This is a genomic window from Serratia oryzae, from assembly GCF_001976145.1.
GTDB lineage: Bacteria > Pseudomonadota > Gammaproteobacteria > Enterobacterales > Enterobacteriaceae > Chania > Chania oryzae.
Genome location: NZ_MOXD01000003.1, coordinates 286,607 through 311,162, shown reverse-complemented (window position 1 = coordinate 311,162; position 24,556 = coordinate 286,607). Strand labels below are relative to the sequence as shown.

Below are 24,556 nucleotides of genomic sequence, written 5' to 3'. Positions count from 1 at the left end.
ATGACAACCGTTTCACGGTGCTTGCTGTGGTGCTGGGCGGGATTGCTGGTATTGCTGTTGGTCTGGGTGTTCCTGCCGCTGGCAACGGCTTCCCGATGGGGATTGACCGCGGCGGTGTTGCTGACTGTCGCACTGGCTTGCTGGTTGATGATCCGCCGTGAACCGCTCCTGGCCACCTCAGCCCCGGCGATAAATTTGCCCACCAGGCTAACGGGATCGCTGGTATTGGTGTGTGGAGATACCGCACGTTTGTTTGCCCGCGGGGAAACCTTTCGTGCCACGGTACAGGGCGCTTATCTGGCCACGCCAACGCCGGACAGCCTGCAACACACCGTGCAGTGGCTCGCCGCCCATCGTCCGGAGGTGTTACCGCATCTGTCACTGATGCTGAGTGTGGTGCCTGAACAGCATCAGGACGAAGCCGCCTTGCGCGGGCAACTGCACCATTGGCGCAGTGCCATCAGCCAGTGCCGAGCCTTGAGCTCTGCGACACCGTTCTGGCTGTGTGGCTATTTTGCTGCGCCGGGAGCCGATGAAGGCTGGTTTGTTGATGCGGGTGAGGGGATGACGGACTGGCGTGGTCACGCCGCTGTCCCGTCTTTTGTCGAGGCGAGGAAGACAGGTACAGAGCGCCTGGCCGCCGAAGGTCGACTGTCGCAGGCTCTGTGGCTGGACGACGCACTGCGCTGGTTGAATGCGGTGGTGGTGGATGAACTGACGACGGCGCAGACAGCATTGCCGCCTTTACGCCCGCAGTGGTTGGCGGTGAGGATGACCGCAATGCGCGGTGGTGGCGATAACCTGTGGCAGCGCGTTTTGCAGCGTGGCACCACGCTCACGGCGCCGTTGTCGGCATTGCCCGCATTGGCACTGCCGTTTCCTGACCTCGTATTGCCGCTGTTGCCGAAGCGGGGCGGGTTGACGCCAGCGCAACGCATCGGGTGGTGGGGCGGCGCTTCATTGGCGCTGTTTATGGCGGCGGCGTTGTTGGCAAGTTTTGTCAATAACCAGCGCCTGACGAGCCGTATTGGTCAGGATCTGGTGCAGTATCGTCTTTTGGACGGAACGCCCCCGGAGCCAAAACTGCAGGCGCAACAGCACTTGCGTGAAGATGAACAGCAGTTGGCCCGTTATCAACGTCAGGGCGTTCCACTGTCGTTGGGGCTGGGGTTGTACTCGGGGGAACCGCTGTATGCGGCAGTACAGCGTGCTATCGGTGACTGGGCGCCCGCCGCATCCTTGCAGGCACCCTCGTCAGACGCGACGGCGGCCGCGTCGCAAACCGTGCGGCTCGACAGCCTGTCGCTGTTTGATACCGGTCGATTTCAGCTTAAACCGAGCGCTATCCCGGTGTTGAGCAACGCGTTGGCGACCCTTCATGCCCAGCCGGGGTGGCTGATTGTGGTGAGTGGTCATACCGACGCTACAGGCAATGCGAAAAGTAATCAGGCGCTGTCTCTCCATCGGGCCGAGGCGGTGCGTGACTGGATAATACAAAACAGCGCAGTGCCCGCAAGCTGTTTTGCCGTGCAGGGCTTTGGGGCGACCCAGCCGGTGGCCAGCAATGAGACGGCTGCCGGGCGGGCGGCCAATCGCCGCGTTGAAATCACTCTGGTCCCGGCGGCGTCGGCCTGCCCGGGGCCAGAAACGATAACCCGGTCACCGGAGCAGGTGACCTTATTACGTCAATAAAAGGAGTTTTACATGGCAATTCCAGTCTATCTGTGGCTGAAAGACGACGGTGGTGCAGACATCAAAGGGTCTGTGGACGTCAAAGATCGCGAAGGCAGCATCGAAGTGGTGGCACAGGATCACAGCCTGTACATCCCGACCGATAACAACACCGGTAAACTGACGGGGACCCGCATTCATACGCCGTTCCTGTTTACCAAGGAAATCGATGCCTCCAGTCCGTACCTGTACAAGGCGGTGACCACCGGTCAGACGCTGAAAAAGGCCGAGTTCAAGTGGTACCGCATCGATGACGCTGGCCAGGAAGTGGAGTATTTCAACACCACACTGGAGAACGTCAAGCTGGTGAAAGTGGCGCCGAAGATGCACGACATCAAAGACGCCGCCAAAGAGAGGCACAACCATCTGGAGCAGATCGAGTTGCGCTACGAGAAAATCACCTGGACCTACAAAGACGGCAACATCATTCATTCCGACTCCTGGAACGAACGTACTACCGCGTAATCCGTCTGCTTGTTAATGCTGTTCCGTTAAGAAAAAAAGCATTATGCGGTAGAGGCTAAATGTGACGCCCCCTCTCCCTGTGGGAGAGGGCCGGGGTGAGGGGATTTAGGTCGGTGATCGCCCCCTCTCCCTAATCCCAAGAGAGGGAACTGATTAATCCTGGCAGCTTACTTGTTGTGTTTTTGGCTGAGTCTCGCCGTGCCGGTACTCAGCCAAACGCATTCACAATAAATCCAATGACCTTATGGGCCTCGGTTAACGGCTATGGGCGGTAGCGTGCCCGCACGGCGTCACGGCGGGCAGGAAAAGAGAGCAGGGAGAGGCATGAGCCATCACGCAGCACGTTTATTACATCGGTTAAATCCTTACTGTGCCCAGGCGCTGGCGGCAGCAGCCACCCTGTGCCAGACCCGTGGCCATGCGGAGATCACCGTGGAGCACTGGTTGCTCAAATTGCTGGAGCAGGGGGACGGCGATCTGTCGGTGATCGCCCGGCGCTATGACTGGGATCAGGACGCGCTGTGGCAGGGGCTGCTGGCACACCTGGAGCGTTTGCCGCATCAGCTTCAGGGCAAACCACAGCTGTCGGCCCCGTTGCAGCAGTTGATACAACAGGCCTGGCTGGAGGCCTCGGCACAGGTCAATACGGAGGCGGTACGTTCGCTGCATGTGCTGATGGCCCTGGTCGCCGCCCCGCACCTTGTTACCCAGAACGCCACTTGGCCATTGCTCAGCCTCAGTGCCACGCAACTGACCCACCTGCTGCCGCTGCTGGATGCGCAATCGGAAGAGTGCCCGGAAAAGCCCCCGCGCCTTGAATGGCCGATCGATGCCCCGGTGGAGGCCACGTTGCCCCCGGCCGTTGAGCCGGACGAGGCGCTGCACGCCGAGCTGGATAAATTTACTCAGGACCTGACCGCCAAAGCGCGGGCGGGCGAGATTGACCCGGTATTGGGGCGTGATAACGAAATCCGCCAGCTGGTGGACATTCTCTCCCGCCGCCGCAAGAACAACCCGATTTTGGTAGGCGAACCCGGCGTGGGTAAAACCGCGCTGGTGGAAGGCCTGGCGCTGCGCCTGGCCGAGGGGGATGTCCCGGCTAGCCTGAAAACCGTCAGCGTGCGCACCCTGGATTTAGGGCTGTTGCAGGCGGGGGCGGGCGTGCGGGGTGAATTTGAACAACGGCTGAAGAACGTGATTACGGCGGTGCAGCAGTCACCGACGCCGATACTGCTGTTTATCGACGAAGCCCACACCCTGATTGGCGCGGGCAATCAGGCGGGCGGTGCCGATGCGGCCAACCTGCTGAAACCGGCGCTGGCGCGCGGTGAACTGCGAACCATCGCGGCCACCACCTGGTCAGAGTACAAACAGTATTTTGAGCGTGATGCGGCACTGGAGCGGCGCTTCCAACTGGTCAACGTGGAGGAGCCGGATGATGTAAACGCCTGCCGGATGCTGCGCGGCCTGAAGGCGCGTTATGCCAGCTACCATGGGGTGCATATCTGCGACTCGGCGGTGAAAGCGGCCGTGACGCTCTCGCGCCGTTACCTGACGGGCCGGCAGTTGCCGGATAAAGCGGTCGACCTGCTGGATACCGCCAGTGCCCGGGTGCGCATGGGGCTGGACAGTGAACCACAGCAAATCGTACACCTCAGAACAGAGCTGGCGGCGTTGACCCTCGAGCAACAGTCAATTGAGCAAGACAAGGTGCTGGACCCCGCTGTTGACCCGGCGCGGCTGGCGGACATCAGCGACCGGCTGCGGGCACTGCAACAGCATCAGGTCCGGCTGGCGGTGCAATACGAGAAAGAGCGGGCGCTGACCGAACAATTGCTGGTGGCGCGTCAAGACGGCCACCGCCGTGAAGAGTGTGACGCACTCCGGGCGCAGTTGCACGATATCCAGCGCTGCAACCCGCTGCTGTGGCTGGACGTGGATGCCAGGACGGTGGCGACGGTGATTGCCGACTGGACCGGAGTGCCGCTGGGCAGCCTGCTGAAAGACGAACAGAGCGAGTTATTGCAGCTTGAACGCCAGTTGGCGAAACGGGTTATCGGGCAGGACGTGGCGCTGGGTGACCTGGCACAACGGCTGCGCGCCACCCGAGCCGGGCTGACGCCGGATAACGGCCCGCAGGGCGTGTTCCTGCTGGTCGGCCCGAGCGGCGTGGGCAAGACCGAAACCGCGCTGGCGCTGGCGGATACCCTGTTTGGCGGTGAAGCGTCGCTGATCACCATCAACCTCTCGGAGTACCAGGAAGCGCATACCGTCAGCCAACTGAAAGGTTCGCCACCGGGCTTTGTCGGCTATGGTCAGGGCGGCATTCTGACCGAAGCGGTGCGTCAACGCCCCTACAGCGTGGTGTTGCTGGATGAAGTAGAAAAGGCACACCGCGACGTGCTCAACCTGTTCTATCAGGTGTTTGACCGCGGTTTTATGCGTGACGGCGAAGGGCGTGAGATTGATTTTCGCAACACCGTGATCGTGATGACCTCGAACCTTGGCAGCGATGCGTTGATGTCATACCTGAACCAGTACCCCGAGGCACCAGAGAGCGAATTACATGAACGGCTGCGCCCGCTGTTGCGTGACCATTTCCAGCCCGCGCTGCTGGCGCGTTTCCAGACCCTGATTTACCGCCCGCTGGGCGCGGTGGCGCTCAAACGCATCGTCGCCATCAAACTGGCGCAGCTGGCCCAACGGTTGCAGCAGCATTACGGCCTGCGTTGTGTGATGGAAGACAGCCTGACCTACGCTCTGGTGGCCGCCTGTCTGCAACCGGACAGCGGGGCACGCCATATCGACAGCCTGCTCAATCAACAGGTCTTGCCTGCACTGAGCAGCCAACTGCTGCAACGCCAGGCGGCAGTACAACCGGCTCACGGTCTCACGTTGGGTTACAACGACGTCGACGGCATCACCCTGACTTTCACGGACGAGGAACACCAAAATGAGCACGCTCACGACCACCCTTAATAACCTCATGTCCGGCCTGAACCGTTACCGCCTGGCGGTGCAGGGCTGCGATGCACCGTTGGATGTGGAGTCCTTCACGGCGCGCGAGCAGTTCAGCGCGACCTACCGCTATCAAATCCGCTTCACCAGCCGTACCCAGGATATCTCGCTGCAGCAGATGCTGCGCCGGGGTACCACCTTCCAGATGCAGACGCTGGGTGACACCGTGTTCGGCGTGGTAACTCCGCCAACGGTGCAAAAAGTGGTGCACGGTGTGGTAACGGATTTTCGCCGCCTGTCCGGCTCGCTGGACGAGGCGCTGTACCAAATCACCCTCGAACCGTTCTTCGCGCTGCTGGATAACCAGACGCGCAGCTACCGCTTTTTCCTCAACCAGTCGATCCCGGAAATCGTTGAGCAAATCCTGCGCGAGCACAATCTGAAGGGCTGGGAGTTCGAGTTCCAGCTGAAAAGCAGCTACCCGCGCCGCGCGCAGGTGAACCAAGTCAACGAGAGCGACAAGGCGTTTATCGAACGGTTGCTGGCCGAGGTGGGGATTTTTTACACCTTCGCACTGCACCCGGATACCCAGACCGAGATATTGCGCTTTGGCGATCGGCAGAGCTTTTACCAGTTCGGCAAAACCTTGCCGCTGCGCAACCCGTCGGGGATGAACGACAACGCCGCCGACAGCGTCTGGGGCCTGAGCGTGCGCCATAAGGTGGTAGAGCAGTCGGTGCTGGTGAAGGATTACAACTACCGCGAGGCACACAACCCGTTGCTGTCGGCCCCGGCGGACATGACCCGTGGCGACGGCGAAAAGGTCACCTACGGCGAGGTTTACCACTACCTGCCGCGCCACCTGAGCCAGGGCGACAAAATCACCCCGGACCCTGAGACCGCCAACTTCTGGGCGCGATTGGATCACGAACGGATGTTGACGGCGCAGACCCGCCTGCGCGGGTACAGCACCGACGTGACACTGGCCCCCGGCCAGGTGCTGACGCTCAGCGCGACCAGCCCACTGCCGGACGCCTTCCGCGAAGAGATGGTGATCACCGCGGTGCGTTTCAGTGCCAGCCGCTCAAACGCGTTGCAGGTGATTTTCACCGCCATTCCGTACAGCGAAACCCTCTGTTATCGTCCACCGCTGAAGCCGCGCCCGGTGGTGACCGGCACGCTGATGGCGCGGGTCACCAGCCCGATTGACAACGACCTGTACGCGCACATGGATAAAGATGGCCTGTACTGGGTGAAGTTCGACGCCGATCGGGACGAGAAACGCCAGGGTTACGAAAGCATGCCGGTGCGGCTGGCCAAACCCTACGGGGGCGATACCTACGGGATCCACTTCCCGTTGATCCAGGGCACGGAAGTGGCGATTGCGTTCCATGAGGGGGATCCGGATCGGCCGTATATTGCGCATGCGATGCATGACTCGCGCCACCCGGACCACGTGACCGAACGTAACAACACGCGTAACGTGATCCGCACACCTGCGAACAACAAACTGCGGATGGAAGACCGGCGCGGTGAGGAGCACGTCAAGCTCAGCACGGACCACAGCGGTAAATCCCAGTTGAATCTGGGGCATATCGTTGACGCCCAGCGCGACCTGCGCGGTAAAGGAGCAGAACTGCGTACCGATGCGCATGTGGCGATCCGCGGCGGTGACGGGGTGTTTATCAGCGCGGATAAGCAGCAAGAGGCCGAAGGCGCGGTGCTGGAGATGGCGGCGGCGATCGCCCAGTTGGAAAATGCCCTGTCGCTGGCCAGAAGCCTGTCACAGGCTGCGCAAACGGCGCAGGCGACGGCGGGAGATCTCCCGAGCCAGGAGCAACTGAATCGGTCTTTGAGCGACCTCAAGGCGGCGGGGATATTACTGCATGCCCCAGAGGGGATAGGTGTGGTGAGCCCCAAAGCGGTGCGGGTGGCGTCGGGGGGGGAAAGCGTGGGGATTATGTCAGGGCATAACACCGATATCAGCAGTGGGAAGTCGTTCACGGCGGTGGCCAGTGAGGCGGTGAGCCTGCTGGCGCAAGGGCAAGGGATGAAACTGTTTGCGGCCAAAGGCAAGGTAGATTTACAAGCGCAAAGTGATGCGTTATCGGCCACGGCCCAAAAAGATATTGATATCCAGAGTGCAGAAGGGAAGGTGACGGTAACGGCAAGTGATGAGCTGATATTGAGTTGCGGGGGCGGATATATCCGCTTGAAGGGTGGGAATATCGAGGTGGGTTGCCCTGCAAATATCTTGTTGAAAGCCAGTAATGTGCAAAAAATGGGGCCATCGGATTATGATGTCACAGTGCCAGAAATGCCTAGAGGGTTTAGTGAATTATTTATCGCTCGTGATGAGGAAAGTGGGGAGATATTGCCTTACACCCGCTACCAAATTACTACCGATGATGGGAAAGTCTTTAAGGGAATAACTGATGCTGAAGGTAAAACCGCAGAGATATTTACATCTAAGCCGAGTGGTTTAAAAATTGATTTTCCTAGCAGCAACTAACCCGTAGAGTCTATCGAGACTACTTATTAGACATGACGAAAAAGATAATATTATCATTCCTCTTGTTGTTATCATTTTTTGTATCAGCGAATGGTGATAATTCCGAAACTAGAATGGTTTTGAAAAAATGGGGAATGGCCTACTGTTTAGAGATATATCAAAAAACAGAAAGCGCGGATGAGGCTGGTAGTGCAAGGAGTGGGTATTTTCAGCTAGGTGAGCATTCTGAACAGGCGTATAAAAACGTCAAAAATTATTTTAACCGTGTGATCCCTGAAGATAAGCGAGTTATGCAGGCAACAGGAAAACCCAATAATCTGATGCGCTGTCTTGATGTTTATGAATCGCTAGAGTATGAAAAAGTAATTCGAGCACAAGATAAGTGGATTGGAACGGGGATGGAATAATAGCCTGAATGATAAATGGTACGACATCAAAGTGCTGTACCCTTGCTATTTAATAAGGAACTATTTCTGGTAATAGGGAGAGGTTGATTATGAGTAATGGACAACAGCAGGCAAAGACCGGTGTTACCAGTACAGGGGTAGAAGCCAAGAAAAAGAGTGAACCCATGCTCTACTTTCATCCTGGTAGTGCCACTTTGCTCTGTGTAGATGCAACTGGGAATAAGGCATTAGAGCAGGAACATAATTTTCTAACAGATTTGTTGCAAAAACAGATGTTGGCTCAGAGAAATTTAGATGATGCGAACTATGCAGCGCTTTCTTTAGCCAATACTCAACCACGTAAAGCAGAGAAAGACCTTGAGGCGGCTTATGCCGCATTGAACGAAGCGAATAAAAAATTACGCGAAGAGCTAAAAACGCTGACTGATTACGTGCCCGAAGGTGAGATGTTGGATGAAAAAACAAAAGAGTCAGCAATTGGGTTAATGGAACTAATCCCACTGAAACATGGCAGTACAAAAGGTTTTAAAATGACCTATGTGCGGTCGGATAAAATAAAATCGCATTGGCGGCGGTATAAACTGAGCGAAGTTGATAAAAAAAGTGGTGAAGCTAGTTTTATTAAATATAAGAATGAAACGATTCAAGTCAATGAAGAGCGTGATGGACAGGTGGTCCCTGTTGATAAAGTAGTCAGGAGGTCAAAAATTGACCTTCACGAATTAGCGGAACAGTTCAAGAAGGTAGAGGCAAAATATAAACACGAATGGCCGATAGTTGAAGACAGTGACACTATTTTAGGTTCATGGGCTAAAGAAATGAATAAATCGCTCACTTGGCCAAGAGAAAAAGATAGCACTGAAAAAGACGAAGGGAAAATTGATATTAGTGGTCAGGCTCAACTAATGCGCTATAGCCAGGGGGTTGGAGCAGAGGCTGAATTTAATCCGTTGGAGAAAAAGGCTACAGCAAAAGTCGCTGGACATGCCAATTTTACCTTAGGTGAGGGTAAATTGGAGGCGGCATTCTATGTTCCCGATCGCTTGGGGGTCAGCTTGCTGTTCCCCGCAAAGAACAATGGCGTATGCAATATGGGCGCATTGCGTTTTGCCATCAGTGGTGTATTTACAGGCAATGTTGGTGCCAGTCTGGGGATTGAAATTGGTGTTGAGATGGACTGGAGCGGGGAAATGGCTAAAGGCTACGGCATTAAAGGCCGCCCTGCTGAGTTATCATCTGCCGGTTTACCCGGCAAACGCACGATGAGTTTAATTGATAAAGCCCCTAAACCGGATAATAAAGCTGGTGCGGAAATAGGGGCTTTTGCCGGCGCGCAGGCGGGGGTGAACGTTGGTGGTGCTATTGAATGGTATGACCCTAACCCGGAGGGAAGCGCGCAGGATGCTGGCAAAGATAAAGTGATTGACCCTAAAGAGAATAAATTCACGGCCATTGCAAAATTAGAGATTGGGGTTACCGTTCAGGCCGGGGCTGGCGGCAGTGGGGTTTTTTATGTCACCTATATTCAAAGCCGTTTCCGTATCTATTGTAAAGCCTCTCTATGCTGGGGCGTTGGTGCCAAAGGTAATCTCGGTTTTGAAGTGGATGGTAATCATTTCTTGGCGTTTATGAAAAGTTTTATGTATATGCTAAGGAATGTCGATTATCAGAAACTGTCGAATATGATGGCGCGTGATTCTTTTGCCGTCTTATGTTCAATCCCTATCATTATGGCTGCAAGTGGTGTTCAAGCTGTGGAAACTATGTTACGAGATGCGCAGGATATTATTAACATAATAGGTAAGGAGATAGAGGATGAAAGTAAACGTGTTGCGTTAATGAACAGCATTATCGAAAACCCAGATCAGTTGAAATATACGCCGCCAGAAACAAAAGGGGCGATTATAGCACAGTTGATCGACACCAATTGGTTTGATAAGAATGATCCGCGTAATCAAAATAATAACTTATTGTCACTCAACTCATGGAAGTTTGGACCATTAAAGTTAAGAAAGCAGGCTGTCTTCTTATCTTTGAAATGGGTGCAGAGTAAAGCGGATTACAACAATATTATGCAGCATTTAACCCCCGTACCAGGTCAAGTTAAAGGTGATGCAAAGGTGAATGAACAACGTGTGGTCAAGTTTCTTGGTATGGGCGAATATAACTTCCCTGGATTTACCAACTACGGTGAAAAATTAGCTTGGCTATATGAAAGCTTACCTGATCAGGTTGCCTATGATGCGCCATTTAAACCTATACCGGAGAAAAGAATGGAGCAATATCTTGCGATGCTTGACAAGCAACACCCTAATTCTACTATGACGGCTTAAAGGGCACACATGAATCTATATACTCAGCTTATCTTAGTATCTGTCAGCTTATTGTTGACTGGTTGTGATGATAAAGCACCATTGGCAAATAAAGGTAAAGATTTAGTGAACATCAAGCACGTTGTTGAGGTATCACTAGCCAATATGGTGTCGATAAGCGGTGGTACGTTTTTAATGGGCGATTTTGGACCTTTGGTTGATGAAAAACTGCCTTATTCCCCCAATCAGGATGACAAGGTGTTACATCAGGTCACGCTCAGCGATTTCAAGATAAGCAAATATAAAGTGACCTATCAAGATTATGATGCCTATTCTCTAGCTATCGGTGCGGAGAAAATACCCGGACCAAGAATTTGGCTGAAATTAAGTCCAAAACTAAGAGATGCAAATATACCCGTAACGGTTACTTGGCAGCAAGCGAAGGATTATTGTTTATGGCTAGGTAAATCCTCTGGCAAGAAGGTTGATTTACCGACGGAGGCACAGTGGGAGTACGCGGCACGCGCTCAGGGTAAATACTTGCCTTATCCGACCGATAATGGTGACTACGAGCCGGGTCGCAACGTGGCCAGTGATGAACAAATTGAGACTATGATGAAGTATTTCATGGTTACTTACCCGATAGGAAAATACCCTGCCAACCCATTGGGGTTATATGATATGGGGGTTAATGGTCGTGAGTGGATGAATGACTGGTACGCCGCAGACTACTATCAGGCTTCTAAGGAGATGAAAGATCCTACCGGTCCTGATTCTGGCGATAAAAAAGTCATGAGGGGATTGACAAGAGGAGATTTTCACTCTGCGTTAACCATGTACAGGCAATCATATAAACCAATACCGATAGATATTAATGATTATAAACAGAATGGATTAAATCCGGACTTTACATTCCGCTGTGTAATTAATGAGTAGCGCTACCATGATTACTTGATAAAAAGGTCTCTGTTGACGGAAAGGTTAATGATATTTCGTTGTTATCTGTTTCCCATGGGGACGGGGGGCGGATTTTATGGGGAAACTGAAAAAACCAGAAATGGCACACCCTAAAAATGCCGGTGATAAGGCTTATCTTCTCGATACATATGCAGTTTGCACTTCTATGGATAATAGCCCTGATAGGAAGTGTGGGCAGCCAAAATTTGGTATGGAAGTGACAGTTGATAAATTAATGAACACTGGGGCTAAGGGTAAGGATGACATAAAAGTGTTTGCCAGAATAAAGTTTGATGGTAATGATAGTCAGCCACTTTGGACTCCAATACAGAATTTAGAAGCACGATAAATAACTATTCACAGCAAATCTTCGACACCTTAAATAATTTGAATTACAGCGCAAAGAAACATCATCCCAAGACCGAATTTAACAGCCCTCGTGCTTGTTTATCGCTCTGATTCCGGTAGTAAAAAAATAAGAGAATTCACTTGCGCTAGGAGTGTGTTGATAATCAACAAAGCCAATGTTGACAAATATTAAGTGATTATAAAGTTAATGGTTCAAATCCAGACTTTACAATCTGTTGCTTTATTAACCATTAGTCCTTCCTGGCTTGAATAACAATATCCAAGTGAGACAGTGGAGTTTCTATCGACATGATTCCCATACACTTTGCTTAGATCCCTATCTTCTAGTTTATTGTTGACCGACTGCGACCTTCACGGACGAGGAACACCAAGATGAGCACGCTCACGACCACCCTCAATAACGTCATGTCCGGCCTGAACCGTTACCGCCTGGCGGTACAGGGCTGCGATGCCCCGCTGGATGTGGAGTCCTTCACGGCGCGCGAGCAGTTCAGCGCGACCTACCGCTATCAAATCCGCTTCACCAGCCGCAACCAGGATATCTCGCTACAGCAGATGTTGCGCCGGGGTACCACCTTCCAGATGCAGACGCTGGGCGACACCGTGTTCGGGGTGGTGACTCCGCCAACGGTGCAAAAAGTGGTGCACGGCGTGGTAACGGATTTTCGCCGTCTGTCCGGCTCGCTGGACGAGGCGCTGTACCAAATCACTCTCGAACCGTTCTTCGCGCTGCTGGATAACCAGACGCGCAGCTACCGCTTTTTCCTCAACCAGTCGATCCCGGAAATTGTTGAGCAAATCCTGCGCGAGCACAACCTGAAGGGCTGGGAGTTCGAGTTCCAGCTGAAAAGCAGCTACCCACGCCGCGCGCAGGTGAACCAAGTCAACGAGAGCGACAAGGCGTTTATCGAACGGTTGCTGGCGGAGGTGGGGATTTTTTACACCTTCGCACTGCACCCGGATACCCAGACCGAGATATTGCGCTTCGGTGACCGGCAGAGCTTTTACCAGTTCGGCAAAACCCTGCCGCTGCGCAACCCGTCGGGGATGAACGACAACGCCGCCGACAGCGTCTGGGGCCTGAGCGTGCGCCATAAAGTGGTTGAGCAGTCGGTGCTGGTGAAGGATTACAACTACCGCGAGGCACACAACCCGTTGCTGTCAGCCCCGGCGGACATGACCCGTGGCGAGGGTGAAAAGGTCACCTACGGCGAGGTTTACCACTACCTGCCGCGCCACCTGAGCCAGGGTGACAAAATCACCCCGGATCCCGAGACCGCCAACTTCTGGGCACGGCTGGATCACGAAAGGATGTTGACGGCGCAAACCCGCCTGCGCGGGTACAGCACCGACGTGACGCTGGCCCCCGGCCAGGTGTTGACGCTCAGCGCGACCAGCCCACTGCCGGACGCCTTCCGTGAAGAGATGGTGATCACCGCGGTGCGTTTCAGTGCCAGCCGCTCAAACGCGTTGCAGGTGATTTTCACCGCCATTCCGTACAGCGAAACCCTCTGTTATCGTCCACCGCTGAAACCGCGCCCGGTGGTGACCGGCACGCTGATGGCGCGGGTCACTAGCCCGATTGACAACGACCTGTACGCGCACATGGATAAAGATGGCCTGTACTGGGTGAAGTTCGACGCCGATCGGGACGAGAAACGCCAGGGTTACGAAAGCATGCCGGTGCGGCTGGCCAAACCCTATGGGGGCGATACCTACGGGATCCACTTCCCCTTGATCCAGGGCGCAGAGGTGGCGATTGCGTTCCATGAGGGGGACCCGGACAGGCCGTATATTGCGCATGCGATGCACGACTCGCGCCATCCGGACCACGTGACCGAACGTAACAACACGCGCAACGTGATCCGCACACCTGCGAACAACAAACTGCGGATGGAAGACCGGCGCGGCGAGGAGCACGTCAAGCTCAGCACGGACCACAGCGGTAAATCCCAGTTGAATCTGGGGCATATCGTTGACGCCCAGCGCAACCTGCGCGGTAAAGGAGCAGAACTGCGTACCGATGCGCATGTGGCGATCCGCGGCGGTGACGGGGTGTTTATCAGCGCGGATAAACAGCACCAGGCTGAAGGGCCGTTGCTGGAGATGGCGGCGGCGATCGCCCAGTTGGAAAATGCCCTGTCGCTGGCCAGAAGCCTGTCACAGGCTGCGCAAACGGCGCAGGCGACGGCGGGAGAACTGCCTAGCCAGGAGCAACTTAATCGGTCTTTGAGTGACCTCAAGGCGGCGGGGATATTACTGCATGCCCCAGAGGGCATCGGTGTGGTGAGCCCCAAAGCGGTGCGGGTGGCGTCGGGGGGGGAAAGCGTGGGGATTATGTCAGGGCATAACACCGATATCAGCAGCGGGAAGTCGTTTACAGCGGTGGCCAGTGAGGCCGTGAGCCTGCTGGCGCAAGGGCAGGGGATGAAGCTGTTTGCGACCAAAGGGAAGTTGGATATACAGGCGCAAAGCGATGCGTTATCGGCCACGGCGCAAAAAGATATTGATATCCAGAGTGCAGAAGGGAAGGTGACAGTAACGGCTCAGCAGGAGCTGGTGCTGACCTGCGGCGGTGCCTATATCAAACTGAGCGGTGGCAATATTGAGCTGGGTTGCCCAGGGAATATCCTGCTGAAAGCCACCAATGTGCAAAAGATGGGGCCCGCTAACCTGAATGTGGCACCGAAGCAGTTCCCGAAAGGATTTGCGGGCGCCTATGCGTTGACAAATCAGAGGACAGGGGCACCACTGCCATTCACGGCCTATCGTATCACGACAGCAGAAGGCAAAATTTATGAGGGTGTATCGGATGTAAATGGGAATACAGTGCCAGTGTTCACTGCAATACCTTCATCATTGCAAATTGACTTCCTTGATGAAAAGAAAGTGACTGCATTGTATTGGACATACGGTGAAGATGAAATACCGGTCAGCGGAAACTCCAGACATTACTCTGATTTAAATTTGCATGCAGAAACAGAGAATTACCAACAAGGCGAAATGGTTGACATTGAAGTTGAAATGGGAAATGGAGTCACTAGAAGTTATCAGGCGAAAGTCAGAATGGATGGCGTCGCAGTTGCCAGAAATATATTCAAGGACGAGATAATTAATTTAAAGGATGAGGAGTAACCATGCCTACTATTACCGCACGTTCAGGTAACAGCACATCATCTTTGACAGTAAAAAGGCCTTCGTGGGCCAGCGTCTATGCCGGGTATCCGAAGACAAGCGGTGGAGTAAGCTCCGAAAACGATTTACCTGCTCCTGCGGTATTCACCAGCATTTTTGGCGCTGGATATGATGTTAATACCTACTCTAATGCTTGTGGAACTCGTGTTTCTCTGGCTTTGCTTTCCGCCGGTATGACGCGGGTGGGTACCCGAAAAATTATGATTTCAGAAAAAACGCATACGCATTATGGTAGTTTTATAGAGCCTGGCGCAGCCAAGTTGAAGGATTTTCTAGTAGGTAAGTGGGGAAATCCGGAGAATAAAATTAGCGCCCCAGTCACCTTCGATAAGGTTGATAAAGCGTTAAATGGGAAAAAAGGTATTTACATTATGATACCAAAGTCGCCAAGTGTTTTTGGTGCTTCTGGCCATGCTTCATTATGGACAGGAAGTCGAGTTATCGGTGATCATGACTATATCAGTGACAATACGGACGCGATCTATTTTTGGGAGCTGAAATAATGAAGAGTATCATTGTATTATTGAGTCTTGTATTTTACTCATGGTGCGCTAGTGCGGATGAAAATAAACAAGTCGGTCTTGATAAGACGATAAACGACTACAGAGTTTATTCTCTTGCCCGATGTATCACTGATAACTATAAAAAAATGGGTGTCGACTTTAATAAATTACCAGTTAAAGATAATACAACAGGTTTTATTGATATAGATAATGGGTTGGCTTTTAGTGCCGAACGGGATAATGAACTGGATAAGTTTATTGAAGTTAATACAGGGCGTTTTTATCAACCTAAGCAACAAAGTGGCGATCTAGCCTCTATCAATCTGGTCGTTTATGATTGTATGGATTTTTATCATTCGAAAGAGCTAAAGCAATTTCTTAAAGTATTAATCCAAAAATCTGAAACTGATTCATAAACACTTATGGTTAGATTGCTCCCCTTTATTTTTTCTGATTGACGGGGAGTATACTATTTAGTCCTTCAGTTATATAAAAATAAAAAGTCCACTTATTAGGAGGGAGTATGACTCAACATCGTACCTCAATCATGGAAGAGTGTAAAATAGTCGCCGTTAATCCTAACCAAAAGAGATACTGGGTTGAATTTCAACTGTTGGATGAGCAGGGGGAGCCTGTTGCCAATATGCCCTACAGGGCGGTTAATGATGCGACCCGCTGTAATCATATCGAAGAATATACAGGGCAAAGCGATGCCAGTGGGGTTATTCGGGTTGAAGATCTGCACCGCCTTGATCTGACGCTGTTTATCAGTGCTCAACCTCTCGCTGATGAAATGGAACAGCGCAAGCTACGCGTCTCTCGAGATGTAAATCAATCCAAGGTAAAGGCAAAAGCACAGCAAGAGAGTTATGAATACCACTACGTCCGTATTGGTGAGTTGTGCGATAAATTACCTAATATAACTCCAGCGTGGAAAGATAAAAAAAATCCACCGAAGTATCATTTCCCCGACTCTGCCTTTTCCGGCTTTACAGTGAAAAAACTGGATTGCCGCCATGTGTTAGAAGTTTGCCCGTTCCGTGCCTGGTCACCTTGGTTGAAACATACGCAGGAATATAATCTGGTCAATGCTTATAACTTATCTTTGATGGCTATATTGGTATACGCCGATAATCAAAAGAATGAGGAGCTTATTACTCACGGTTCGGTACAGGATTTTTTCTTTACCCAGTTACTGGATTTGAAACAGTTACCGAATAAAGTAAATAGTCAATATTTCCCTCTGGTGGCACATGATGTACCTTTTTCACAGCGTTATACTCGTGCTGAATTTATAGACACTAGTAAAAATCGAGAAAGTAGGGGCGATACTCAGATGTTCTATGCCAGCAACCAAACCGAAGCGATAGTTGCTTGGCGGGGAACCGCTGGGGGAGCGGATATTGCAAGTGATGCCAATGGCGTTCCTGTTAATACCCTAGACATTATAGACCTATCAGGTAATGTTCATAATGGTTTTAAAAATGCCTTCATAGCAACTGAATTAAATGTTACTGATTCAGAAAGTTACAAGGCTTTTAGCACAGCATTGTCAGGAAAGAAAGTTTATCTCTGTGGGCATAGTCTGGGGGGGGCCTTGGCATTGATTCACAGTGCTTATATCAAAACACGTATGGACTTTGAGATTCTTTTGTATACCTATGGCATGCCACGAGCTTTTACACATTCGATTACCGAAAAATTAACTTTTCCTCACTACCGCCATGTTAACAATCGGGATACTATCACTTCAGTACCTTGGCCGGGTTTGGGGAGAATTTATTACACAGAGCTTATAAAGTTAGCCTTGAAGGTCAGTTCACCAGTGTTAACAACATTAGACAGCAGTGGTGTCAAGCCGTTAGATTATAGTCATCATGGGCATTTAGTACATTTTAAAAGTGTGGATTTTCAAATGTACATTAAGGGGCGGCCAGCAACCAAATCCTGGGTAGGGCAAGAAATAAAACTTATGTTGCCGCTTAGCTTGGCTGGTGGAGTTGATAATGCAAAAATACATCAGGATATTTTGGAACTTTATCAGGCTGAAGGGCAGGATAATCCGACAGATTTTAAAGTTGCCCCAACAGATCATAGTTCCACCAACTATGCGAACTATCTTTATACTCGTCTTACAGCGCTTATTTGTGAAAAATATAGTGATCAAAATAACGCATGGTTGCAACAGCGTGCCAAAGCCGAGAGTTATAAACCTTTCTATGGCGGGGAGGCCGCTTGGCATCCATTGCTAGTTTGGGATGAAAGCCTGATTAAATATCAATCTACTCTACTAGGGACGGATGATAGTTATCTTATGGCAGAACAGCGCTTTATGGCGCAGTATTATGCGACAGCCGGATCAGGTCTGTCAAAACAGGATTTGGATCGAGATATCACAGAATCCCAACAAGAACTATTAGAGCAAAAGCAGAAATACGCAACCACCTACAATAATACCGAGAAACAGGTGAGAACCATTTATAACAGTACCAATAAGGTTGAAGTACCAGTAGGTGAGGGGAAAAAATTATTGGATGAGATCAGCGGTGATATCACATCCATTGAAAGTAATATTAGCAAGTTACAAGGGAATATATGAAAAAGCAAAATTCACCATGGCGTTGGCCTTTGAGGATCGTTGTCATCGGTTGCGCACTTTATTTCTCTCGGTCCTTCTGGCCGATGTTTTTTCAAGGGGAGCCTTACGCGGAGATTGAAGCAACAATCCCTCCGGATATGACATTACGCGTGGGGGCTTCTTACCGCTCTTCAAGCTGTACAGAGATGACATTCTCTGATTTCAGTCAAATTCTTGGGCGTAAAGGTTGGTCTAAAGAGTATACCCCGGACAGTCAAGGGAAAGTCACCGCTAAAGTATATCAGCGAGTCATAGGCCCTTGTAATTGGTACTTAAATGGTTTCAGTGTTAGTACAGAGTATAAAGAAATACCTGCTAATGCTTTAGCTGTATCAACAGTGTCTAGTGAGGCCAAAAGAGAGATGGAACGGCGTTTTTCTGATACTAATAACATTAACCGAAGAACCGCCCGCCTTAGCTTTAATATTGACGCTGACTATAATGAAAATGAACAAAATGGTATTACCAACGTCATGTTAAATACAATTATCACACCATCAATTATGAAAGTAGCCTCAAATTATGGTAGCGTTCACTATGAATTTGGTTATGAGCAAGAAAGATTTCCTAGTGAACTTCACGAAATAGAAGGGTTGACTCTTTATGGTAGAAAGGAAAGTTTAAAAATAAATTATCATGTTGAGGTTAATAATCATGTTTTATTTAAAGAGTTTTATCCATCAAGTGATAAAAATACTTCGAAAGTTATTCAATAGTATTGTGGAGGGAGTGTGGAAAACAGTCTTGAAAAACCAAAGAGGCCATGGCGTTGGCCTTTGAGGATCGTTGTTATCGGTTGCGCACTTTATTTCTCCCGGTCCTTTTGGCCGATGTTTTTTCAAGGGGAGCCTTACGCGGAGATTGAAGCAACAATCCCTCCGGATATGACATTACGCGTGGGGGCTTCTTATCGCTCTTCAAGCTGTACAGAGATGACTTTCTCTGATTTCAGTCAAATTCCTGGAGGGAAGGGCTGGTCTAAAGAGTATACATCTGACAACCAAGGAAAAGTTACGGCTAAAGTATATCAGCGAGTCATGGGGCCTTGTAATTGGTATTTGACTGATTTTGGTATTGATACGGTATATCATAAAATACCTGCTAATGTTTTAGCTGTATCGGCAGTATCTAATGATATCAAAAAAGAAATGGCACAGCATTTTTCTGATGCTAGTGACATTAGCCATAGAACAGCTAGTCTCAGCTTTAATATTGATTCTGGTTATCAGTCAAATGAATATAATAACATTAACAATGTTACATTAAATACAAATATCACACCGTCCATTATAAAAATAGCTTCGAATTACGGTGGTCTTTATTATGATTTTAATTATGAGCAAAAAAGAATCCCTAACGAACTCTATAAAATAGAGGGGTTAGATCCTTATGGAAGAAAGGAAAGTTTAAAAATCAACTATCACGTTAATGTTAATAATTATATTTTATTTAAAGAGTACTATCCATCTAGTGACAAGAATACTTCAAAAGTTATTCAATAATACTGCCGAATAAATGTGTGAATAATATTGAAGTTGATCGCCTTAATTTTAATCAATTTCATGTCAACCAAGCTCTGCTATATAGAGGCACTCATGTCCAAAGGTTTCGTATTACTTGGCGATAAAACCACCCACGGTGGTGAGGTGATTTCCGTCTCTTCCACCATGGTCGTCAACGGTAAAAAAGTGGCACTGATCGGTGATAAGATAAGTTGTCCTCAAACAGGGCACGGAGTTAATGCTATCATCGAAGGTTCATCGGAATGCTTCTCGGACGGCAAAGCCGTGGTGGTCAATGGATGTCGCTGTGAATGCGGTTGTCAGGTGATCTCCAGCGCGCCGGATTTCGCAATAGGATAAAACATGGGCTGGGATCGCCAAAAACCCTTTGTCATGCAACAACCAACGCCACCTGCCGTGGGGCGCTGGCTGTTGGCCGCTGTGCTGATCGCTATCGTGTGTGTGTTGTTGTTCTCGCTCCATGCAGCTAACCGCTTGAGTATTCTGCAATCCATCAATATCTGGCTTCTCTCTTTTGCACCGCTGGTCAGTTGGGGACTGGTCTTCTGCGTCCGCGGTTATCTCTATGGCCGGGCACTCAGTCATTATGAGTTTTTACAAGACGAAGCGCAGTACGCACAGCAGGAGTGGCAGGCCTGGGCAGATCGCTATATGGCTGTGCTGGCGAGTTGCGTACTGCTGCCGGATGCTATCACCGTTCTTTTTCTTGCCAGTGAGCCCAAAGATTTGCAGGTGCAAAATAGCCTTGTCCGTCGTATTGATTATCTTCCTGATGACGAAGACCCTGAATATCCCGCCATCCGGGCATTGCTGGCGAGTATTGATACGGCACTGAACGCGCTGCCTGCTGAGCGTGAACTCCGTGTCACCGTACTGACCGACGCCGAACCTGAACGATACGCCGCGCTGCAAGAGACTTTTGCGCAGTGTTGGGAAAGTATTGTGTTAACGCGTCCTGCGCCAGCAACCCTATCACTCACCGACGAGATGCCGTATGGCCAGCTTGAGAGTCGATTAAAAAATGCGACTGCCGATGCTGAACTGATCTTGGTACTGCAACTGCAAGGTGGCGAAGAATATTCAGATGGCCTGGCAGTGTTGCTACTGGTAACGGATGATGTTGCGCGGACGTGTCAACTCGCTGAAACGGGCCGTTTGCTGCGGCCAATGCCGCTGAATGTGCCGCAGGCAGACAGTGAGCTTGCGCTGTTTATGACCACCCAGTCTTTAGCCTGCCGCGCTGGCGGTATTTTGGGGGACAGTCAGCAACTGATGTCACTGACACCCAGCATCATCCCTATCGGTAATGCCGCGGGTGCCAATTTCAGCGCCAGCAGTGTGCAAATACAAGAAGAGTGGACGGGCAGGCCGGGGCCGTTTTCTGCCTGGCTGGTTGCCGCTTTGGGGCTCGATTTTGCCCGTTACCACGGCGTGCCTTACGTCGTGTTCTCACTGACACCGGGTTGCGAGGTGGTCAGTACTGTTTCTCCGGGAGTGCGTAATGAAGACGTTGAGTAATCCGTGGCGTCAGGCCAGCGGGACCGTGTTAGCGTTGGCAGTATTGGCGGCGGTGGGCTGGCTTATCTGGCACTACGGCGATGCCGTGGGGCTCGACAGTAATGGCCGTAAGATACAGGTATTGCTGTTGGTGACGCTGCTGGTCGCTTTTGTGCGGTTGTTGCCGACACTGTCTGGTTATATCAAACGGTTGCGTCACCGCGAAACAGGGCGTGAACAGGGTGTTTACCCTGATAAGGAATCACGTCTGGCCCCTCTGCCAGTGCGCAGCGCCTGGGTCAGTGAATTACGACAAACACTCCGTGCCCGCTACGGCTTCTTCTGGCGTCGTAAAGTGCGCATCCTGATGCTGATGGGTGAACCCATGCAGGTCGATGCCATCGCCCCTAAACTGGTCAGCCAGCAGTGGTTGGAAGGAGAGGGTACGGTCTTGCTGTGGGGCGGAGCCGCGACGGGGGAACCTGACCGTGCAACTCTTAAATCCCTGCGTGCTCTGCGCCGCCGCCCGCTTGATGGTCTGGTATGGGTCACAGACGGTTACAGCCCACCGCCTGTAGGGAGTACTGGTGCGTTCACCAGCGCACTGGATGGCGATGTACTGGACAACATTGCGCGCTCTTTGGTGAAGCGTTACGAACTGCTGGGCTGGCAGGTGCCGTTGTACGTCTGGGCATTGCAACACAGTGCCTGGGACCAGAGCACACGCGTGACGCAACCGGTGGGCTGCTTGTTGCCTCCGCGCTGCCTGCCGGAAGAGCTGGCGGCGAGTCTTGCCACGTTGCCGCCACAACTGATTGAACAAGGCACCCAACAGGTCTTGAAAGACCCGCGTCATGACTTCCTGCTGCGGTTGGCAGACACGCTGCTGCAAGGCGGGATTGAGCGGCTGCAAACCGGGTTGGCGGTCTTTATGAACCCTTACCGGCCGTTGCCGGTGGCCGGGGTGATGTTCAGCCTGCCGCTGAGCGGCAGCGGGCGCACGGCACCACACAGTTGGGGTACCGATAATAGCTGGCAGTCGTTGCTGGAGTCGGTTAAACAACTGCCTGCCGCGTTGTTGCCTAAACGCGTGGGTTTTGCCTGGCTGAAAACCGTGCGCTGGTGCCTGGCTGTGCTGATGCTGGCCTGGGGCGCGGGCATGGTAGTGTCCTATATGACCAACCGTACGCTGATCAGCGAAAGCGCCGAACAGGCCCGCTTGGCCAGCGACGTGAAAGCCCCGTTGGCCGAACGGTTGCGTAACCAACAAGCCCTGCAACAGACGGTGGCGATGCTGCAATACCGCGAGGCCCGTGGTGCGCCGTGGTATGCCCGCTTGGGGCTGAACCAGAACGCGGTGCTGCTGCAATCGTTGTGGCCGTGGTATGAACGCAACAACAACCTGCTGATACGGGATGCAGCGGCCGAGGTGCTGCATGGCAAACTGATGGGGCTGATTGCCCTGCAACCCGATAGCCCGCAGCGTGCGCAGCAGGCGAAAGTGGCCTACGAACAGCTCAAGGCCTATCTGATGATGGCGCGGCCAGACAAGGCTGACCCGGCACTGTTGAGCAAAATCCTGCAAGCGCATTGGCCAACACGTGAAGGGGTGCCGCAAGGGTTGTGGCAAGCCGTGGCACCGTCGCTGCTGGGGTTCTATGCCCAGAATCTGCCCGCACATCCCGAATGGAAAATTACCGCCGATGACAATCTGGTGCGTGATGTCCGCCAGATACTGCTCAAGCAGTTGGGGGTGCGCAATGCCGAAGCCACGCTGTATCAGAAAATGTTGCAGCAGGTGGCAAAAACCCGGGGTGATATCAATCTGGCCCAGATGGTGGGTGACACGGACGCCGAACTGCTGTTCTCCACCGAGATGGTGGTGCCGGGCGTCTTCAGCCGCAAGGCGTGGGAGAACGATGTTTCGGTGGCGATCGACAAGGTAGTGAACCAGCGCCGGGATGAAATTGACTGGGTGTTGAGCGACAGCCAGCACACCCCGTCTTCTGACCTCTCGCCAGAGGCGTTAAAGGCACGTTTGACCGAACGCTATTTCACCGACTTTGCCGGTAGCTGGCTGGAGTTTCTCAACAGCATCGAGTGGAAAACCGCCAACAGCCTATCGGACTCCATCGACCAGTTGACGCTGATGGCCGATGTGCGCCAGTCGCCGCTGATTGCCCTGATGAATACCCTGGCTTATGAAGGCAAAACTGGCCAGACCGGTGCGGCCTTGTCAGATTCCCTGGTGAAATCGGCGAAAACGCTGTTTAACGGCAATGAACAACCGGCCATTGATCAGGATATCGGTATCAAAAGCCCGATGGACAGTACCTTTGGGCCGCTGCTGGCACTGATGGATGGCAAGGCGGGCGGACAGGGCAATACCAACCTCAGCCTGCAAACCTTCCTCACCCGAGTGACGCGTGTGCGCCTTAAGCTACAACAGGTGACCAACGCCACCGATCCACAGGGCATGACCCAGTCGCTGGCGCAGACGGTGTTTCAGGGCAAGTCCATCGATCTGACCGATACCCGCGACTATGGCAGCCTGGTAGCCGCCAGCCTGGGGCAGGAGTGGAGTAGCTTTGCCCAGGCCCTGTTTGTCCAGCCAATGGATCAGTCCTGGCAGCAGGTGCTGATGCCGACCGCCGAGAGCCTGAATAGCCAGTGGAAAGGGGCGATTGTTGATGACTGGAACAGCGCGTTCGGGGGCCGCTATCCGTTCAAGAACGTCGCCAGTGATGCATCGCTACCGCTGTTGTCACAATACTTGCGGGCAGACAGCGGGCGCATTCAGCGCTTCCTCGAAAGCCGTTTGGCCGGGGTGTTGCATAAAGAAGGTAGCCGCTGGGTGCCGGACAGCATCAACGCCCAGGGGCTGAGCTTTAATCCGGCGTTCCTTGAGGCGGTCAACACCCTGAGCCACCTGGCGGATGTGGTATTCACCGACGGGGAAGCGGGGATGCACTTTGAATTAAGGCCAGAAACCGCAGGGGAAGTGATGCAGACCGACCTGATCATCGACGATCAGAAGCTGTCTTACTTTAACCAGATGCCGAACTGGAAACGCTTCAATTGGCCTGCGGACACGTCCGCACCGGGCGCGACGCTAAGTTGGGTCAGCACCAAGGCTGGAACTCGACTGTATGCCGACCTGCCGGGGGCCTGGGGGTTGATACGGTTATTGGATTTGGCCAAGGTTGCGCCGAACCCCGGCGTGCGCAGCAGCTTCAGCCTGCGTTGGACCGCGCAGGATGGCCTGCCGCTCAACTACACCTTGCGCACCGAACTGGACGAAGGCCCGCTGGCGTTGCTGAAACTCAAAGGCTTTGTGTTACCGGAGCAGATATTCCTGACCCGCCCGTCGGCCGAGGCAGAGCAATGAGCAAGTTTTTGAGCTGCCGGGAGGCCGTGTTGAGCAGTGTCCATGTCTTGAGCGGGTTATGGGGCAACGGGGCAGCTCCTGTCAGGGCAGGAATGCTGCAT

The 24,556-nt window shown here is 52.2% G+C and carries 17 protein-coding genes; all 17 read left to right on the top strand.

Annotation, left to right across the window (positions count from 1 at the left end; genetic code table 11):
* The 17 genes from BMI79_RS07375 to BMI79_RS07295 all read left to right on the top strand — a co-directional run bounded on the left by BMI79_RS07375 (window position 1) and on the right by BMI79_RS07295 (window position 24,455).
* A complete protein-coding gene (locus BMI79_RS07375; RefSeq protein ID WP_076941485.1) occupies window positions 1-1,692 on the top strand; it encodes an OmpA family protein in 1,692 nt (563 codons plus the stop codon).
* 12 nt (window positions 1,693-1,704) lie between these two features.
* Entirely contained in the window at window positions 1,705-2,196 is a 492-nt protein-coding gene (locus BMI79_RS07370) for an Hcp family type VI secretion system effector (RefSeq protein WP_076941484.1), read from the top strand.
* Window positions 2,197-2,520: 324 nt separating this feature from the next.
* Window positions 2,521-5,175, top strand: a complete 2,655-nt coding sequence (gene tssH / locus BMI79_RS07365) for a type VI secretion system ATPase TssH (RefSeq protein ID WP_076941483.1) — start codon at window positions 2,521-2,523, stop codon at window positions 5,173-5,175.
* Window positions 5,150-7,666 carry a type VI secretion system Vgr family protein gene (locus BMI79_RS07360; protein ID WP_076941482.1) on the top strand — a complete coding sequence of 839 codons (2,517 nt, stop codon included), beginning with the start codon at window positions 5,150-5,152 and terminating at the stop codon, window positions 7,664-7,666. The genes tssH and BMI79_RS07360 overlap by 26 nt, the downstream gene beginning before the upstream one ends.
* Window positions 7,667-7,698: 32 nt before the next feature.
* Complete coding sequence (locus tag BMI79_RS07355; RefSeq protein ID WP_125828747.1) at window positions 7,699-8,073, top strand: hypothetical protein; 375 nt, start codon at window positions 7,699-7,701, stop codon at window positions 8,071-8,073.
* An 89-nt stretch (window positions 8,074-8,162) separates the two neighbouring features.
* Window positions 8,163-10,406 carry a hypothetical protein gene (locus BMI79_RS24205; RefSeq protein WP_244157316.1) on the top strand — a complete coding sequence of 748 codons (2,244 nt, stop codon included), beginning with the start codon at window positions 8,163-8,165 and terminating at the stop codon, window positions 10,404-10,406.
* A gap of 9 nt (window positions 10,407-10,415) precedes the next feature.
* Complete coding sequence (locus tag BMI79_RS07345) at window positions 10,416-11,321, top strand: formylglycine-generating enzyme family protein (protein ID WP_076941480.1); 906 nt, start codon at window positions 10,416-10,418, stop codon at window positions 11,319-11,321.
* A gap of 97 nt (window positions 11,322-11,418) precedes the next feature.
* Window positions 11,419-11,691 carry a hypothetical protein gene (locus BMI79_RS07340; RefSeq protein ID WP_076941479.1) on the top strand — a complete coding sequence of 91 codons (273 nt, stop codon included), beginning with the start codon at window positions 11,419-11,421 and terminating at the stop codon, window positions 11,689-11,691.
* Window positions 11,692-12,083: 392 nt separating this feature from the next.
* Window positions 12,084-14,846: a type VI secretion system Vgr family protein gene (locus BMI79_RS07335; protein WP_076941478.1), complete on the top strand. Its 2,763-nt coding sequence runs from the start codon at window positions 12,084-12,086 to the stop codon at window positions 14,844-14,846.
* A gap of 2 nt (window positions 14,847-14,848) precedes the next feature.
* Window positions 14,849-15,409 carry a T6SS effector amidase Tae4 family protein gene (locus BMI79_RS07330; protein WP_076941477.1) on the top strand — a complete coding sequence of 187 codons (561 nt, stop codon included), beginning with the start codon at window positions 14,849-14,851 and terminating at the stop codon, window positions 15,407-15,409.
* Window positions 15,409-15,825, top strand: a complete 417-nt coding sequence (locus BMI79_RS24200; RefSeq protein ID WP_076941476.1) for a hypothetical protein — start codon at window positions 15,409-15,411, stop codon at window positions 15,823-15,825. Before BMI79_RS07330 ends, BMI79_RS24200 begins: the two co-directional genes overlap by 1 nt.
* A gap of 107 nt (window positions 15,826-15,932) precedes the next feature.
* Window positions 15,933-18,008 carry a lipase family protein gene (locus BMI79_RS07320; protein WP_076941475.1) on the top strand — a complete coding sequence of 692 codons (2,076 nt, stop codon included), beginning with the start codon at window positions 15,933-15,935 and terminating at the stop codon, window positions 18,006-18,008.
* Complete coding sequence (locus tag BMI79_RS07315) at window positions 18,005-18,763, top strand: hypothetical protein (protein WP_076941474.1); 759 nt, start codon at window positions 18,005-18,007, stop codon at window positions 18,761-18,763. Before BMI79_RS07320 ends, BMI79_RS07315 begins: the two co-directional genes overlap by 4 nt.
* A 15-nt stretch (window positions 18,764-18,778) precedes the next feature.
* Window positions 18,779-19,549 carry a hypothetical protein gene (locus BMI79_RS07310; RefSeq protein WP_076941473.1) on the top strand — a complete coding sequence of 257 codons (771 nt, stop codon included), beginning with the start codon at window positions 18,779-18,781 and terminating at the stop codon, window positions 19,547-19,549.
* A 93-nt stretch (window positions 19,550-19,642) separates the two neighbouring features.
* Window positions 19,643-19,909 carry a PAAR domain-containing protein gene (locus BMI79_RS07305; RefSeq protein WP_076941472.1) on the top strand — a complete coding sequence of 89 codons (267 nt, stop codon included), beginning with the start codon at window positions 19,643-19,645 and terminating at the stop codon, window positions 19,907-19,909.
* A 3-nt stretch (window positions 19,910-19,912) separates the two neighbouring features.
* A complete protein-coding gene (locus tag BMI79_RS07300) occupies window positions 19,913-21,088 on the top strand; it encodes a hypothetical protein (protein ID WP_083704392.1) in 1,176 nt (391 codons plus the stop codon).
* Entirely contained in the window at window positions 21,072-24,455 is a 3,384-nt protein-coding gene (locus BMI79_RS07295) for an ImcF-related family protein (protein ID WP_076941471.1), read from the top strand. The genes BMI79_RS07300 and BMI79_RS07295 overlap by 17 nt, the downstream gene beginning before the upstream one ends.
* The last annotated feature ends 101 nt before the right edge of the window (window positions 24,456-24,556 follow it).

What these genes read in the sequence shown, in the direction of transcription:
- BMI79_RS07375 (WP_076941485.1), top strand. Translation starts at nt 1, where the DNA reads ATGACAACCGTTTCACGGTGCTTGCTGTGGTGCTGGGCGGGATTGCTG.
- BMI79_RS07370 (WP_076941484.1), top strand. Translation starts at nt 1,705, where the DNA reads ATGGCAATTCCAGTCTATCTGTGGCTGAAAGACGACGGTGGTGCAGAC.
- tssH (WP_076941483.1), top strand. Translation starts at nt 2,521, where the DNA reads ATGAGCCATCACGCAGCACGTTTATTACATCGGTTAAATCCTTACTGT.
- BMI79_RS07360 (WP_076941482.1), top strand. Translation starts at nt 5,150, where the DNA reads ATGAGCACGCTCACGACCACCCTTAATAACCTCATGTCCGGCCTGAAC.
- BMI79_RS07355 (WP_125828747.1), top strand. Translation starts at nt 7,699, where the DNA reads ATGACGAAAAAGATAATATTATCATTCCTCTTGTTGTTATCATTTTTT.
- BMI79_RS24205 (WP_244157316.1), top strand. Translation starts at nt 8,163, where the DNA reads ATGAGTAATGGACAACAGCAGGCAAAGACCGGTGTTACCAGTACAGGG.
- BMI79_RS07345 (WP_076941480.1), top strand. Translation starts at nt 10,416, where the DNA reads ATGAATCTATATACTCAGCTTATCTTAGTATCTGTCAGCTTATTGTTG.
- BMI79_RS07340 (WP_076941479.1), top strand. Translation starts at nt 11,419, where the DNA reads ATGGGGAAACTGAAAAAACCAGAAATGGCACACCCTAAAAATGCCGGT.
- BMI79_RS07335 (WP_076941478.1), top strand. Translation starts at nt 12,084, where the DNA reads ATGAGCACGCTCACGACCACCCTCAATAACGTCATGTCCGGCCTGAAC.
- BMI79_RS07330 (WP_076941477.1), top strand. Translation starts at nt 14,849, where the DNA reads ATGCCTACTATTACCGCACGTTCAGGTAACAGCACATCATCTTTGACA.
- BMI79_RS24200 (WP_076941476.1), top strand. Translation starts at nt 15,409, where the DNA reads ATGAAGAGTATCATTGTATTATTGAGTCTTGTATTTTACTCATGGTGC.
- BMI79_RS07320 (WP_076941475.1), top strand. Translation starts at nt 15,933, where the DNA reads ATGACTCAACATCGTACCTCAATCATGGAAGAGTGTAAAATAGTCGCC.
- BMI79_RS07315 (WP_076941474.1), top strand. Translation starts at nt 18,005, where the DNA reads ATGAAAAAGCAAAATTCACCATGGCGTTGGCCTTTGAGGATCGTTGTC.
- BMI79_RS07305 (WP_076941472.1), top strand. Translation starts at nt 19,643, where the DNA reads ATGTCCAAAGGTTTCGTATTACTTGGCGATAAAACCACCCACGGTGGT.
- BMI79_RS07300 (WP_083704392.1), top strand. Translation starts at nt 19,913, where the DNA reads ATGGGCTGGGATCGCCAAAAACCCTTTGTCATGCAACAACCAACGCCA.
- BMI79_RS07295 (WP_076941471.1), top strand. Translation starts at nt 21,072, where the DNA reads ATGAAGACGTTGAGTAATCCGTGGCGTCAGGCCAGCGGGACCGTGTTA.